This is a genomic window from Pseudomonas sp. 300 (genome assembly GCF_055803035.1).
The window spans coordinates 2,119,578-2,134,722 of sequence record NZ_JAVLRV010000002.1 but is presented as its reverse complement, the minus strand read 5'-3'; the positions used below and the strand labels follow the sequence as shown (position 1 = coordinate 2,134,722).

Sequence of the window (15,145 nt, the reverse complement as noted above, 5' to 3'; positions counted from 1 at the left end):
ACGAGTGTTGCGTGTACATGTCGTTCTCTTCCAACGGCGTGTTTTATTGAAGAGCAACATTTCCCTTGATTGGGGTAGGGCGGTGAAGTGATCCTTCACCGCCCTTTTTTTATTCTGAATCTGGATCGATCATGACCCCAGCGCATCCTGCCAGCCCCGTCGCGCCAGCGGCAGATCCAGCAAACGCTTGCCGGTGGCATCACTGATGGCATTGCCCAGCGCCGCAGCCATGGGGCCCTGGACGATTTCCGCGGCACCGAGAAAAGGCTGGTCCGGCTGATCAATCATGTGGACCTCGACCCGTTGCGGCAACTCGGGAAAACGCATGATCGGGTAGCCACTCCAATCGAAACTGTGCATGCCACTGGCGTCATAGAGGATGCGTTCGTAGAGCGTCCAGCTGGCGGACTGCACGATGCCGCCCTGGATTTGATTGAGCAGCCCATCGGGGCTGACGATTTGCCCCACATCGACGGCGGCAACCACCCGATCGATCGTCACTTGCCCGGTCTGGCGTTGCACATGCAGCTGCACGGCAATCGCGCAGTAACCCATGATGTTTTTATAGCGAGCGAAGGCGAAGCCTATCCCGCTGCCGGGGCCGGTTGCCTTTTGCGGCCAACCAAAGGCGCTGGCCACACGTTCCACCACCGCCCGAGCTCGCGGATCACTCAAGTGATTGAGGCGAAATTGCACCGGATCCACGGCGGCCTGCGCTGCCAGTTCATCGACTGTGCTCTCGATGGCGAACACGTTGATATGGGCGCCGAGTGAACGCATGGCCGAGGTCCTGAAGGGCATGCTCAGAACGAAGTTCAGATCGACCTTCAGGTTGGGTATCTCGTACAACGGCACCGCGTTACGGTCGCCGTCGCCCTCGGGTTGGGCGATCGGGATCGAAGGGGCGGGCGTGAAGGGCTTGGCCAGCAACCACGCCGGTAACAGGCGCCCGGCATTGACGATGCGCTCGTTGTGCGGAGTACTCCAGAGTTCGTATTTCCAGTCACGAAGGCGCCCGCTGTCGTCCAGTCCTGCTTCCACGTCGGCAAGCATCGCCGAACTGTAGGGTTCCCAGAGATTTTCCTGTTCACGCATCCATTGCACCCGTATCGGTTTGCCGGGTATGGCCATGGCGATCAGCGCGGCATCGGCGGCGGCGTCATCCGCGCCGTTGTGGCCATAGCAGCCGGAGCCTTCGGTGTGGATGCAACGCACCTGGGCCACTGGCAGGCCGACCATCTCGGCGATGCCCATGCGCAGGGGATAGACGCCTTGAGTGTGAGTCCAGACGGTCAGTGTTCCGTCCTTGAACCAGGCCACAGCGCAGGACGGCCCGATGGAACCGTGCATCAGGTACTGCTTGGTCACCCGTGCTTTGTAGGCACGTGGTGCAGGTTGCGGGAGGTTGCCTTTGGCGCTCACCGGGTAGCGCCGCGCCGGCAATTCGGTGAGGAGTTGATGGATGTGTGTCGAGTCGGGTAGCGGATTACCTTCAGTCCAGCGGGCAGTGGCGTAGCCCTCGCGCATCGCTTTGACTGCCAGCCATTCATCGGTGGCGACCACGGCGAGGTAACTGCCGTTGCGGACCAGTTTCACCACGCCGGGGAGTTTTTTGAGGGCAGTCTCGTCGATGTCCAGTAACTGGCTGCCGCGCCGGGGTGGGCGTATCACACGGGCATGCAGCATGTCGGGCAGGCGCATGTCTTGCACATAAGCCGCACCGCCGCTGACCTTGGCTGGAATGTCCAGTCGAGGCAATGATTTGCCGATCAGGGTGAAGCTGCTGGCTGGCTTGAAGGGGGAGCTGACCGATGCGAAGCGATGCAGTTGAACCCCGACAACCGCTTGCACGTAGGTCATGCTGCGACCTTGCGCATCGTAGATCACGGCGTCCCGCGTGCTCAGGCTGTCGACTTTCTGTTGCCATTGCCGTGCCGCAGATTCGAGCAATAGCTGACGTACCTGGGCCGCAGCATTGAACAACGCAGTGCCGCTGTCGACGATGGTATGGCTGCCGGCGGTATAGCCTTCGTTGGGCGTCAGCGCGGTGTCCGCGGTGAGAAAACGGATGAGCCCGGGCGATACTTCCAGGCGTTCGGCGGCGATTTGCAGGAGCGCAGTTTTAACGCCAGTGCCCAGCTCCACTTTGCCGGTGTAGACGGTAATGCCATCTTTCGCATCGATGCGGATCCAGGCGTCCAGATAGGGCGTGGCCCGCAGGCTGCCCGGCAGGTCAGGCGCAAGGATTTGCGTGCCCAAGGTGTCCACTTCGGTGTCAGCGAAGGCGCGGGGAATACCCGGAAGCATCGCGAACCCCATCACCAATGCGCCGTTTATCACGAAGGCGCGGCGGCTCAGATTGACGTTTTGCTTTGAGGTTTTCATACCTTGGCTCCCTGCGCGATGACCGACTTGATCGCGGCGAGGATCCGCACATGGGTGCCGCAACGGCACAAGTTGGGCGCCATGTGGCGACGGATCGTTTCATCGTCCGGCTGAGGGTTGGCCTCTAACAACGCCTGTGCCCGTACGATCATCCCCGCGATGCAATAGCCGCACTGGGCGGCCTGTTCGTCGATAAAGGCTTTCTGCAATGGCCCCGGTTGGTCGGCGCTGCCCAGGCTCTCCACGGTGCGCACCGCTTTGCCCGCCAATGCACCGCAGGGTGTCAGGCAGGAAAACACCGGTTTGTCGTTCACTAACACTGTGCAGGCACCGCACTGACCCAGACCGCAGCCGTATTTGGCGCCATTGAGCCCCACCTGGTTGCGCAAGGCATACAGCAGGGGCATGTCCGCCGCGATGTCCAGTTCGTGAGTCTTGCCATTGATGTCGAGTGTGATCACGGTTGCTGCTCCTGAGCCCGAATGCTTTTGATTGTCTGGTCGAGATCCGTCCAGGGTCTGGTCGCACAGCTCTCGTTGCGCAAGTACTCGGCAATGGCGGCCAGATGGGTATCGTCCAGGCTATGGGCGAAGGCCGGCATGTAATGGCTGGGTGCGGCAGTGGACATCGGAATGCCCTGCAGGATGGTCTGGATCAAATTGCGTGGCGAGTCCGCCATCACCGCCGAAGTGTTTGCCAGCGCTGGCCTCGATTCAATGACGCGCATCGGTGCCGCGCTGCCGTGGCAACTCGCGCAGGCACCGTCGAACAGCGAAGCGCCCAGTAGTGCCTTGGCGCCGGGCTTGGCTTCAGCGGCGCAGGGCGGCAATGTCGCATCCGGCGAGGTTTTTTTGAGGTCAAGAATGTACTGCGCGATGGCATGGGCGTCTTCCACCGGCAACTGCGCGATGCTCAGGCTGACCGGCAACATCGGGCCCGCTGCAGCGCCGTGTCCTTCGGCGACCTCGCCGGTCAGATAGGCGACCAGTTGGGCTTCATTCCAGGGATGTTGCGCAGTCGCCATTCCGCGCAGGGCAGGGGCCGTCCAGCCGTCGACGATAGCGCCGTTGAACAGCTCGCTGCTTTTCTCCCCGCCAATCAGGTTCAGGGGTGAATGGCAGGATGAACAGTGTCCCGCGCCCTCGACCAGATAGCGTCCGCGGTTCCATTGTGCTGATCGGTCGGGAAGTGGCTCCAGCGGATCCCCATGCAGGAACAGCAGGTTCCAGAAAGACACCAGCGGCCGGAAGTTCATGGGGAAGACCATGTGGTTTTCCGGGGCGGTGTAGTTGACCGGGTCCACGCTCATCAGGAAGGCATAGGCGTCGGCAATATCGGTATCGCTCATCTTTCGGTAATGCACGTAGGGGAAGGCCGGATAGAGAAAGTGGCCGTCGCGCGCGATGCCTTCACGCATGGCTCGTTCAAAGGCGTCCAGCGACCACTGACCGATACCGGTTTCCCGGTCCGGGGTGATGTTGGTGGTGAAGAGTGTTCCGAAGGGCGTTATCAGCGGCAAACCGCCCGCCATGTAAGCGCCGCCTGGCCGCGTGTGGCAGACCGCACAGTCTCCCGCTTCGACGACGCGCCGGCCTCTGTCCAGGGTCTCGCGACCTGCGTCTCGGGGTTGGCTGACAGTGGCAATTTCCGGCCTCCACATCATCCAGAATGCAAACCCTATCCCCACGACGCCGATCGCCAGAACGGCACCGATGATCGTCTTGAGCTTCATCGCCTTACCTCTCGAGCTGAATGAACGACAGATTTTTCAATCCGCCGCGTCCGATTGGCGTACGGCGACTTTCTGTTGAGTGAGCTTAGAGAAGGCGGTGGTGGTGGAGTACCCCATCAAGGCGCAACGCTACATTGCGTCCAGCGCAACGACGTCAGAATTAACAACCGTTAACTCGCGCCGCTTGCGCCTGTGGCCAAAGATAGCTTCTCAAGGAATGTACCGATGGCATTGAAGGCGTTTCATGGACAAGCTGCTCGCACTGAAAATGTTCATCCAGTCGGCAGATTCCAAGGGCTTTTCCTCAGCCGCCAGGCATCTCAATCTGGCGACCTCTTCAGTGACCAGAATGATCGACAGGCTTGAGCATGACCTCGGCATCGTGCTGTTTAATCGTTCTACCCGGCGAGTCACGTTGACGGATGCCGGGAAGGCTTATTACGTGAAAGGCCGGGATATTCTGAACGCCATGGCGCAGGCTGACGAGTCAGTCTCGGATCGCGGTGAAGTGCCCGCAGGACAGCTGCGTATTTCGGTGCCCGTGGCCTTTGGACATCGCCTTATCGCCCCTCATATCTCCACGCTTCTAGAGCGTTACCCTATGCTCATGCTGGATATGACGCTGTCTGACGACATCGTTGATCTGCTCGGCGAGCGCATCGATCTATCGATCCGGATGGGGTCGCCAGCGGCGATGGAAGCGGTGGTCAGTCGCCGCATCGGTAGCTTTCGATGCCGGGTAGTCGCCAGTGCCGAGTATCTGAATGCTCGTGGATGTCCTGACCAACCCATGGACCTCATGCAATACGAGTGCATGTGCTTCAACTACGGAGCACCGCAGCAAGCCTGGACATTTACAGACAAGGACCAGGCGATTCGTGTGCCCGTCGATGGGCCATTCAAGAGCAACAATGCCGAGGTCTTGCGCGAAGTGGTACTGGCCGGGTGCGGGATGGCGCTGTTACCCGATTGGCTGGTCAATGATGACATCGACGGTGGTCGCCTCACGTCCTTGTTCGACGCTTTTGTCGTCAATCCGAACAGCGCAAGTTCGGCGATCTCGGCCTTGTACCTGCCCAATCACCGCGGCTCGAAACGGATCAACGCGTTCATTGATTTCCTCACCGAATTACTCGGATCGGAACATCAGGCCGTGGGGTGATCGGCCCATCGTTGCGTTTTGCGAAACGCAACGTTGTGCAGACGGTGGATTCTCTGACGAGGTCCGGGCGCCTACCTTGGGGGTGTGAAAACATTCAACCACGGAGACTGCCATGAGTTTGCACTCATCCACTATTCAGGTGACTTACGACTTCATCTGCCCATGGTGCTGGATCGGTGAGGAAAATCTCGAACGCGCGCTCGTCGCGTCGGGTTCTTCAACGGACAGCCACATTACTTTCCTGCCTTATCAGTTGAATCCCGACATGCCTGTTCAGGGCATGGATCGTAAAGCCTACCGCTCTGGCAAGTTCGGCAGCTGGGCGCGTAGCCAGGCCATGGATGCGCAGGTCACTCACGCCGGCAAGGCTGTCGGGCTGGGGTTCGATTACGACCGAATCGAAAAAACCCCCAACACCATGGCCGGGCATCGGCTGGTATGGCGAGAACAGCAGGCGGGTAGAGATGCCCGCGTCCTGATCAAAGCCATTTTCAAGGCGTACTTCAGCGAGGGGCGGGATATCGGCGACCTCAATGTGCTGGCCGACATCGCTGCCGAAACGGGGCTGGACCGCGGGGCAATTGTCGACTTTCTCAACACCGAGGAAGGCACCGCTGAAGTCCTGAAGCTCGAGGCCATAACCAAGGCCTCCGGTGTGCGCTCGGTACCGAGTATTCAAATTGCAGAAGACGTGATCAGCGGCGCTCAGCCCATCGAAGTAATGATCCAGATACTCAGACGAAGCCAGGCCGCTTGAGCCCCTTTTTCAATCCATACCCATTCAGGAAGTCATCATGACTCATCACTTGTTCAGCCCAATCAAACTCGGCCAACTCACCCTCGATCACCGCGTCGCCATGGCCCCTCTGACTCGCTCGCGGGCGGGCCAACCCGGCAACGTACCCACCTCGATGAACGTCGAGTACTACCGTCAGCGTGCCAGTGCGGCGTTGATCATTACCGAGGCTACGCAGATTTCGCAGCAGGGCCAGGGTTACGCCTGGACGCCCGGCATCCATAGCGACGAGCAGGTTCAGGGCTGGAAAGCTGTCAGCGAGGCCGTACACGCAGAAGGCGGGCGCATCTTCCTGCAACTTTGGCATGTGGGGCGGGTGTCGCATCCGGTGTTTCAACCTGGCGGCGGCCTGCCGGTGGCGCCGACCGCGCAGCCGGTGCCCGGCAAGACGTTCATCCTGAATGAAAAGGGCGAGGGGGTCTGGGGTGATGTACCGGTTCCTCAGGAACTGGACATTCCAGGCATTGAAGCGATCGTTGCCGACTTCCGCAGAGCCGCCCGCAATGCGCTGCTTGCCGGTATGGACGGTGTGGAGATTCACGCGGGCAATGGGTATCTGCTTGACCAATTTATCAACAGCGCCAGCAACCAACGTAATGATCGCTACGGTGGAAGTATCGAAAATCGTGCGCGGCTACTGCTCGAAGTCGTGCAAGCCGTGACCGAAGAAATAGGTGCCGAACGCGTTGCTGTGCGCCTGACACCGATGGGGCGTTTCATGGGCATGGGCGATGACACCCCGGAACAAACCTTTGGCTACATTGCGTCCCGGCTCAATCACTGGAACCTCGCTTACCTGCACCTGGTAGAACCAATGATGGTCGGCACGGTGCTCGATGAAAGTAACGATCCACGCTGGGACGCCATCATCAAGCAGTTGCGTACTGACTTCCATGGCGTTCTGATGCTGGCGGGTGGTTACACCGGCGAAACGGCCGAACAGGCCATCGCGCAGGGGCGTGCCGACCTCATCGCTTTCGGACGCCCGTTCATTGCCAACCCCGACTTGCCGGCTCGCTTGCGTGGCCGAACCGAACTCAACCTGGCGGACGGCAACAGCTTTTTTGGCGGCGACGCCAAGGGGTACATCGACTACCCGGTGTTGGCATAACGCAACGTCGAATCCAGAGGCTGCGGGAATCACCCCGTTACGAGGAGAAAGATAATGAAGCATCCGGACGTTCCGAAGGCCTTGGTTATTGGTGGTTCCCTGGGCGGGTTGTTCGCCGCCACGGCGTTGCGTGCGATTGGCTGGCACGTGGAGGTGTTCGAGCGATCCCCCGCAGCGATGGATAGCCGTGGTGGAGGCATTGTTCTGCAAGCGGATGTGTTACAGCATTTTCGCTATGCGGGGATCAAACCTGCCAATGCGCTTGGGGTCCGGTCCCATGATCGCCTGTATCTGAATCGAGCGGGCACTGTCGTGCATAAAGAGCCGATGCCGCAAACCCAGACATCCTGGAACACGCTCTACAACGCCTTGTTCTCTGCCTTCCCGGCCGAGCACTATCACCGTGGAAAGACGCTGGTTGATCTGACTCAAGATGAGCAACGAGTCACTGCGAATTTTGCAGACGGCAGCCGTGCCGAGGGCGACCTGCTGATTGGTGCCGATGGTGCGGGCTCGACCGTGCGGAGTCTGGTGTTGCCTGGGGCGCAATATAGCTATTCGGGGTATGTGGTCTGGCGGGGTCTGGTTGATGAACACGGACTTCCAGACTTCGCCAAAGCGCAGCTGTACGAGGACTTTGTTTTTCAACAGGACCCAGAATCGCTGATGTTGGAATACATGGTGCCGGGTTTGAACGGCTCGGTTAATCCTGGCGAGCGACGGTTTAACTGGCTCTGGTATTTGAAAGCGGCCCAAGGCGCGCAATTGGATGCTGTGCTCACGGACAGCAATGGTCATCGGCGTAGCCACTCCATTCCACCGGGAGCCTTGGCCACTGAGCAGGAGGCTTACTTGCGGGACATGGGTGAGCAGCATGCCAACCCGGCTTTTCGTGAACTGATTCGCCAGACCAAGGATATTTTTGTTCAAGCGATCCTTGATCTGAAAGTCCCTCAAATGGTGTTTGGTCGTGTGTTGCTGACGGGCGATGCTGCTTTTGTGCCGCGCCCTCATACCGCCGGGAGCACGGCCAAGGCGGCTCGCAATGCCTTGTCCCTGGCTCAAGTGATCGACGACACCGGTGACCTCGATAAAGGCTTGCTGGTCTGGCAGCAACAGCAACTGGCAGAAGGCAAGCGAATGGGCGATTGGGGTGTGAGCATGGGGAACCGGATCATGGGCATCACCTGATTTCGGTTAACCCGCTCATACGCGTTATCGTTTCCATCTGAATCGGAATCATGGGCGCGCGCTGGCGGAGATGAGTGTTCTGCTATAGTCACACGCTTACTGATCGATCGATAAAAAGTAGTGGCAATGGCCGACACCAAGCCTGATCCGATTGACGCGATTGACCGATGGATGTTTTCGTTTAAGAGCGCTCGCAGGTAGTTGAGACGTCACGCAACCGTAAATCCGCTACCGATTGAGCACAGCCATGCAAGACGCCCAAGGCGTGGTCATGCACAGTCGTTTACCTCTACTTTTCGATCTCGGAATCCGCTTATGGATAAGTTGCTGGCGCTCAAGATGTTTGTCGAAACGGTTCGCTGTGGTGGTTATTCGGCAGCGGCGCGCAAGCTCGGCATCTCCACTTCGTCGGTGACGCGACAAGTCGCCGGGCTGGAAAGTGAGTTGGGCGCCAGCCTGCTTAACCGCACCACGCGCAACACCAGCGTCACGGTGGCGGGGCAGCACTATTTCGACAAAGCAGTAGCGATCCTCGAGGCCATCGACGAGGCGGATGCCGTCGTTACCGACCGTGGCAGTGAAGCCCAGGGGCGTTTGCGGGCCAGCGTCCCGGTGGAATTCGGCCGACGTATCATTGCTCCTCATCTGGGACGCTTGCTTGAGCGCCATCCTGGCCTGGAGATCAGTCTTTCGCTGAGCGACGAGGTCAGTGACCTGCTCAGCGAGCAAATCGATGTGTCAGTGCGTCTCGGTTCATCAGTTGTCAGTGATGACATCGTCAGCAAGCGGGTAGGTGACTTCCAGCGTTGGGTGGTGGCGAGTCCCGAATACCTGACGCGTACCGGGCTACCCCGGCATCCGCGTGACCTGTTGGAGCATCAGTGCTTGCGTTTCGATTACCGCACGGGCCACCACAATTGGACCTTCCAGGGCGACGAGGAAGTCATCCGCTTGAATGTGCAGGGGCGGTTGCAAAGCAACAACGCCGACATTCTGCGCGAGGCAGCGCTGGCCGGTGGCGGGGTGACGCTGTTGGCCGATTGGCTGGTGCGTGACGACGTCAGCGCAGGTCGGCTGACACGCGTGTTGTCGCAGTATGAGGTCAACCCTGGCAGTGCAAGCACCTGCATCAATGCGCTGTATCTGCCTAATCATCGTGGCTCCAGCCGCATCAATGTGTTCATCGAGTTTCTCAAGGAAATACTCGCCCCCTAAGCACGTCCTGTGCCTCTGACAAGACCGCGTTATTTCATCGAGTAACGTGTGCGTCGTTTATTGATATGAATTCGTATTTTGATAAAGGCCTTTCGAAGAGCTCCATGGCTCGCGGTCATTGATGTGTATAAGACAGGGATGGTTGATGTAACGATAGCGGGGCCCCACTTGGCAGCCCACGGGTGCCGGTCAAGCATTTGGCCGCTACAATGCGTGCCTCGACCGTGACCAACCAGATAAGAATATGTCTCTGCCCAAACATCACCTGGAACTGCTCAGCCCCGCTCGTGACGTGAGCATCGCCCGCGAGGCCATCCTGCATGGTGCCGACGCCGTTTACATCGGTGGCCCCAGCTTCGGCGCCCGCCACAACGCCTGCAACGAGGTGAGCGAAATCGCCCGACTCGTGGAGTTCGCCCGGCGCTACCACGCCCGGGTGTTCACCACGATCAACACGATCCTGCATGACAACGAGCTGGAGCCGGCCCGCAAGCTGATCCACCAGCTGTACGATGCCGGGGTCGATGCGTTGATCGTCCAGGACCTGGGTGTGATGGAGCTGGATATCCCGCCGATCGAGCTGCACGCCAGCACCCAGACCGACATCCGTACCCTGGCACGGGCGAAGTTCCTTGATCAGGCGGGCTTCTCCCAACTGGTACTGGCCCGCGAGCTGAACCTGCAAGAGATTCGCGCCATCGCCGACGAGACCGATGCGGCGATCGAATTCTTCATCCATGGTGCGTTGTGTGTCGCATTCTCCGGCCAGTGCAACATCTCCCACGCACAGAACGGTCGCAGCGCCAACCGTGGCGACTGTTCACAGGCCTGTCGTTTGCCGTACACCCTCAAGGACGACCAGGGCCGCGTCGTCGCCTACGAAAAACACCTGCTGTCGATGAAGGACAACAATCAGAGCGCCAACATCCGTGCGTTGGTGGAAGCTGGCGTTCGCTCGTTCAAGATCGAAGGACGCTACAAGGACATGGGCTATGTGAAGAACATCACGGCCTACTACCGCCAGCGGCTGGACGATGTTCTGGAAGATCGTCCGGACCTGGCCCGTGCGTCCAGTGGATACACCGCGCATTTCTTCGTGCCCGACCCGGACAAGACATTTCACCGGGGCAGCACCGACTACTTTGTCAGCGAGCGCAAGGTCGACATCGGAGCCTTCGATTCACCGACGTTCACGGGTTTGCCGGTGGGCGTGGTGGAGAAGGTCGGCAAGCGTGATTTGCAGGTGGTGACCTGCGAGCCGCTGTCCAACGGCGACGGTCTCAATGTGCAGATCAAACGCGAGGTAGTGGGTTTTCGCGCCAACATCGCCGAACCCAAGGGCGAGTTCGACGAAGATGGCCAGAAACGCTATCGCTACCGCGTCGAGCCCAACGAGATGCCGGAAGGGATGTACAAGCTGCGGCCCAACCATCCACTGAGCCGCAACCTGGACCATAACTGGCAGCAAGCCTTGCAGAAGACTTCCGCCGAACGTCGCATCGGCCTGGCCTGGGTCGCGCAGCTCGATGAGCAGCGCCTGCAACTCACCGCCACCAGCGAGGAGGGCGTCAGCGCCAGCGTGTCCCTGGACGGCCCGTTCGGTCTGGCCAACAAGCCGGAGCAGGCCCTTGAGCAACTGCGTGATCTGCTCGGTCAACTGGGCACCACCGACTACCACGCGACAGCCATCAAGCTCGATGCACCCCAGGCGTTCTTCATCCCCAACTCGCAGCTCAAAGCCTTGCGTCGGGAAGTGATCGAAGCGTTGACCGCGGCCCGTCTGCTGGCCCATCCACGGGGTGGCCGCAAGGCGGAAACCAATCCGCCGCCGGTGTACCCGGAATCGCACCTGTCGTTCCTGGCCAACGTCTACAACCAAAAGGCCCGCGACTTCTATCACCGTCATGGCGTGAAGCTGATCGATGCAGCCTTCGAGGCCCACGAGGAAACCGGCGAAGTGCCGGTGATGATTACCAAGCACTGTCTGCGCTTCTCTTTCAACCTCTGCCCCAAACAGGCCAAAGGCGTCACCGGCGTTCGCACCAAGGTCGCGCCGATGCAATTGGTGCACGGTGACGAGGTGCTGACGTTGAAGTTCGACTGCAAACCTTGCGAAATGCACGTGATCGGCAAGATCAAGGGCCACATCCTTGACCTGCCACTACCGGGCAGCGTTGCGGAGCCGGTCGTCGGTTACATCAGCCCTGAAGATCTGCTCAAGACGATTCCGCGCGCGCCCCACTGAAAAGTGGGCTAGCCAGCAGACCCGAGAGCAGCAACCCCGCACCGCACCGACCCATAGGTATTTGACCCGCAAATGGCCCTGGCGCTGCTGAATGGCCGAGGTGTACGCGTTTGTTCTCTCGCACACCTTCACCTGTAGTAGCCAGCTTGCTGGCGATGGCGTCCGTCCAGTCAATAAACAGGTTGACTGATCCTCCGCGATCGCCGGCAAGCCAGCTCCTACAGGGGGAGTGCGTGCACCTGACACCGGGGCCACCAAGGTGAGCGGCATTACGCGTAATGCGGGATTTTTGTTTGTCGGCTAGCGCTCTATCAGAGCAAATAACCCGCAGCCTGCCCAGGCGGGTTGTCCTGCGCGGCGGCGATGAGATGCAGCGCAATGTGCGGCGGCTCGTCAACGGACGAAACCTCGAAACCACCCACTACCAGCGGAAGTCGCTCACACATTTCGGTCGACTCTCCCGCCAGTTTTTTCGCCATTTTCGCGTGGTTCGCTGCGATTTCATTGAGAGTTGACACGTTACATCTCCGGGTAAAAGACCCAGCTCAGGGCTGGCGTCCGTAACATTGATTTGATAGTTGCCGCGTCAGAATTACGTCGTTCCCGGGCGGCTATGACCGGCGTTTGCAATCCCTGCGCCAGAGGCTGAGGCGATTCTTTGTCGCGGTTACCTAAGCGACGAATGGTGACACTTGGATGTCCTTGAATCGGGCGTAAACTGGCAGTGCTACTTCATCAGGAGGAGCCGCATATGATTGCCGACCGAATGACCAGCCGGACGTCCGAGGACAAAGCTGTCTGGGATCAATACTTCTGCGCTGCGCTGATTGCGGAAAGCAATCTGACGGCACCGGTGGTGGGAGGCGCCACTCATGAGGACAGGCAGAATCTGTTGATTGAAAGAGCCAAGGCGCTCGCCGACAAAATGATGGACAGCCGACAATAGTGATCAGGCCCAACCTTTTCAGGTTGGGCTTTTTCATGCCTGACATGCCGTCTCTCAACTGAAGAGCTGCCGAATCAGGTTGGGTGTACTGCCTGTCCAGCGTTTGAACGAGCGCCGAAAATTTGCCGCATCGTTGAAGCTAAGGTACTCCGCGACCTCTTCGTTACTGAACCCCTTGATCTGATACAGGTACAGCGCCACGTGCTTGCGCACCAGGTCTACCTGTTGCTGAAAACCGGTGTCGTGTTTTTGCAGTTTGCGCTTGAGCGTGGCCGGGCTCATGGCGAAGGCCATGGCGGCCTGTTCGAGGCTTGGGGTCTGTCGTACATGGGTTTGCAGGTAGCGATAAAGGCAATCGACAAAGCTTGAGGTAAAGCCCAGTTGATCGATTTGCCCTTGAGCTTCCTGGCGGGCGACCTGGCCGGCGGTGGCTGCTGCGCCAGGCCAGGCAAGCGCGAGATATTCCCGTGGGATGCGCATCAGGTCGAGTGGGCGTTTGAACTGCGTGTGCTCGCCCAAATGCACCCAGTATTGCTCGACATAGCGCGGCTCGGCATGGCTGAAACTGCATTCCCACGGCAAACGCTGGCCGCTCATTGCCCGACTCATGGCCACCAGCGACGTCATGCTCGCCTCCAGCAGAAAGCGCCATTGTTCGCCTGCGCCGCAGCTGTCCAGCCAATACAACCAGGCATGTTTGTCATCCAGCACCCACCGTGGCGTCGCTAACGGGCTGAGCAGTGCCTGTTGCTGAACCAGCGTGTCGAGGGCCTGGTGCAGGTTTTGCGCATGGCGCAAGGCGTGGCTCGCCGGGCCGTAATGCCCCGGCAGCAAGCGCTGGCCGAACAGGAAGCTGCTATCGTCGGCGTCCAGCAAGCGTCGGCCGTTGCTGATCAGGCCGAAAAACTGCTGCGGGCTGAGGCGGGTCTGGCCGGCGAGGATGTCGTCATGGAACAGGCCGGTCCCGCGCAGCAGGCGATGGCTGTCGATGTCCCGGGACAGCGCAAGGTCGATCAGGGTCGCGGGCTGGTAATGCCCGGGAATGAAGCGGCTGTCGGTTTCGTACCATGTGGTTTTCAGGGTCATGAGCGCGCCTCAGGCCGATTTCGCCAGTGGCTGCTTGGCTCGGGCCAGTGCGAGGTTGAGGCGTTTGAGCAGGGCGTCCGGCGCCTCGTTGACCGCCATGACCACGGCGGTGCTGGCCGACAGGTGTACGCGCTCGCCATGTTGTCGGGTTTTGTGCGCCAAGCCTTGAACCGCTTGTTGCAGCTCCAGCGCCAGCAACCGTGCCTGGCTTTCGCCGGTGTTGGGCAGCAGCACCACGAAACGGTCGCCGGCCAGCCGGCAGAGCAAATCCTGGCGCCGCAGATTGAGCAGCAGCAAATGACTCAGCGCCTGCAACACCGCGTCGCCCTCGGCATGCCCGAACGTCTGATTGATGGCGGTGAAATTGTCGACGTCCAGCGCCAGCAATGACAACGGCTGCTGTTGTCGCCGACTTTCTTCAAGGCTGACGGTCAACTGACGCTTGAGGTAGTCGGCACCGCCCAATGGCGTGAGCTTGTCGAACAGCCGGTGTTCGCGAAAGAGCTTTTCGCGTTTCTCCATTTGTGCGCTGATCGCCAGTTGCTCACGGTGCCAGTGATAGATGCCGATGGTCAGCAAAATCAAGCCCACCGGCATCGGACCGGACTCCAGCCAGTGGTCCCAGGTGATGCTGTCGGGCAGGCGGATGAACTCGTCGAGGCTGTCGATCCACCAGGAGAAAAAGATCCCGCTCAAACCGAGCGCGAGGTAATTGGTGACGCGCCCGGCCGGGCGGCTCTTGAGCACCAGTCCCAGCCAGACCAATGCCAACAGCGCGGAACCGCCTTCGCCGATGATGTCCAGCCAGACCCATTCGCTGACGCTTTTCAACTCGCCACAAGCCAAGTGCAGCAGCAATCCCGCGTTCGCCGCCAACAGCAGCAGGGCGAGTTTCCAACGATGGGGTTTGAGCACTGAGAACATGGCCGGAATCCTTTGGCGAAGAGGCAATGCGCGTCAGCACACCAGATGTTTGTGACAGCGGGGTGACTGTGCTGAAACGCAGGTGAGGGGTCGAATCAGCTCACCCGGTCACGCCATTTTTGTAGGCGCCGGCTTGCTGGCGATCAATCTCAAACGTTTCGGCAATGTCGGGAACGCCATCGCTGGCAAACCAGCTCGAACAAGTGTTCAGCGTTGACGGGTCAAATCAGCTCAGTTTTACCCTCAAACTCCGGCAAAACCCCGGTTTACAGCACTTGCCGCCAACCCCTGTCACAGAACGGTCATCCCCCGACCCTAGCGTGCCCTCCCAGTTGCCGGGCGACTTGCCTGG

Annotated in this window: 13 protein-coding genes; 7 read left to right on the top strand and 6 right to left on the bottom strand. The window is 59.7% G+C overall.

Translation table 11 applies throughout. The features are described 5' to 3' along the window. Positions 1 to 129 precede the first annotated feature (129 nt). From Q7W83_RS16190 to Q7W83_RS16180, 3 genes are read right to left on the bottom strand one after another with little or no spacing between them, the layout of a single operon-like run. Positions 130 to 2,385, bottom strand: coding sequence for a xanthine dehydrogenase family protein molybdopterin-binding subunit (locus tag Q7W83_RS16190; RefSeq protein WP_150637213.1), 2,256 nt, complete (start codon positions 2,383 to 2,385; stop codon positions 130 to 132). Beyond that, positions 2,382 to 2,846 (bottom strand): (2Fe-2S)-binding protein, encoded by a 465-nt coding sequence (locus Q7W83_RS16185; protein ID WP_150637211.1) that lies wholly within the window; start codon positions 2,844 to 2,846, stop codon positions 2,382 to 2,384. Before Q7W83_RS16185 ends, Q7W83_RS16190 begins: the two co-directional genes overlap by 4 nt. Beyond that, entirely contained in the window at positions 2,843 to 4,117 is a 1,275-nt protein-coding gene (locus Q7W83_RS16180) for a c-type cytochrome (RefSeq protein WP_150637209.1), read from the bottom strand. Before Q7W83_RS16180 ends, Q7W83_RS16185 begins: the two co-directional genes overlap by 4 nt. 244 nt (positions 4,118 to 4,361) lie before the next feature. Between Q7W83_RS16180 and Q7W83_RS16175 the strand changes: the two genes are divergently transcribed. The 6 genes from Q7W83_RS16175 to Q7W83_RS16150 all read left to right on the top strand — a co-directional run bounded on the left by Q7W83_RS16175 (position 4,362) and on the right by Q7W83_RS16150 (position 11,837). Next, the gene (locus Q7W83_RS16175) at positions 4,362 to 5,279 is read left to right on the top strand and encodes a LysR family transcriptional regulator (protein WP_150637207.1); all 918 of its coding nucleotides are present in this window, start codon (positions 4,362 to 4,364) and stop codon (positions 5,277 to 5,279) included. A 112-nt stretch (positions 5,280 to 5,391) separates the two neighbouring features. Beyond that, positions 5,392 to 6,036 (top strand): DsbA family oxidoreductase, encoded by a 645-nt coding sequence (locus Q7W83_RS16170; protein WP_150632278.1) that lies wholly within the window; start codon positions 5,392 to 5,394, stop codon positions 6,034 to 6,036. 37 nt (positions 6,037 to 6,073) lie between these two features. Further along, positions 6,074 to 7,186, top strand: coding sequence for an alkene reductase (locus Q7W83_RS16165; protein ID WP_150632279.1), 1,113 nt, complete (start codon positions 6,074 to 6,076; stop codon positions 7,184 to 7,186). 54 nt (positions 7,187 to 7,240) lie between these two features. Next, positions 7,241 to 8,377: an FAD binding domain-containing protein gene (locus tag Q7W83_RS16160; RefSeq protein ID WP_473656347.1), complete on the top strand. Its 1,137-nt coding sequence runs from the start codon at positions 7,241 to 7,243 to the stop codon at positions 8,375 to 8,377. Between the two features lie 315 nt (positions 8,378 to 8,692). Continuing rightward, complete coding sequence (locus Q7W83_RS16155; RefSeq protein WP_150632281.1) at positions 8,693 to 9,592, top strand: LysR family transcriptional regulator; 900 nt, start codon at positions 8,693 to 8,695, stop codon at positions 9,590 to 9,592. A gap of 244 nt (positions 9,593 to 9,836) precedes the next feature. Beyond that, complete coding sequence (locus tag Q7W83_RS16150) at positions 9,837 to 11,837, top strand: peptidase U32 family protein (RefSeq protein WP_473656346.1); 2,001 nt, start codon at positions 9,837 to 9,839, stop codon at positions 11,835 to 11,837. Between the two features lie 311 nt (positions 11,838 to 12,148). On the opposite strand, the gene Q7W83_RS16145 is transcribed toward Q7W83_RS16150, so the two are convergent. Then, positions 12,149 to 12,355: a hypothetical protein gene (locus tag Q7W83_RS16145; protein ID WP_150632340.1), complete on the bottom strand. Its 207-nt coding sequence runs from the start codon at positions 12,353 to 12,355 to the stop codon at positions 12,149 to 12,151. 233 nt (positions 12,356 to 12,588) lie between these two features. Here Q7W83_RS16145 and Q7W83_RS16140 point away from each other — a divergent pair, with 233 nt between their 5' ends. After that, on the top strand, positions 12,589 to 12,783 hold the full coding sequence (locus tag Q7W83_RS16140; protein ID WP_150632341.1) for a hypothetical protein: 195 nt from the start codon (positions 12,589 to 12,591) through the stop codon (positions 12,781 to 12,783). A gap of 54 nt (positions 12,784 to 12,837) precedes the next feature. On the opposite strand, the gene Q7W83_RS16135 is transcribed toward Q7W83_RS16140, so the two are convergent. Together Q7W83_RS16135 and Q7W83_RS16130 are read right to left on the bottom strand one after the other, a co-directional pair. Next, positions 12,838 to 13,869 (bottom strand): AraC family transcriptional regulator, encoded by a 1,032-nt coding sequence (locus Q7W83_RS16135; protein ID WP_150632342.1) that lies wholly within the window; start codon positions 13,867 to 13,869, stop codon positions 12,838 to 12,840. Positions 13,870 to 13,878: 9 nt separating this feature from the next. Continuing rightward, positions 13,879 to 14,793: a GGDEF domain-containing protein gene (locus Q7W83_RS16130; RefSeq protein WP_473656345.1), complete on the bottom strand. Its 915-nt coding sequence runs from the start codon at positions 14,791 to 14,793 to the stop codon at positions 13,879 to 13,881. Positions 14,794 to 15,145 lie beyond the last annotated feature (352 nt).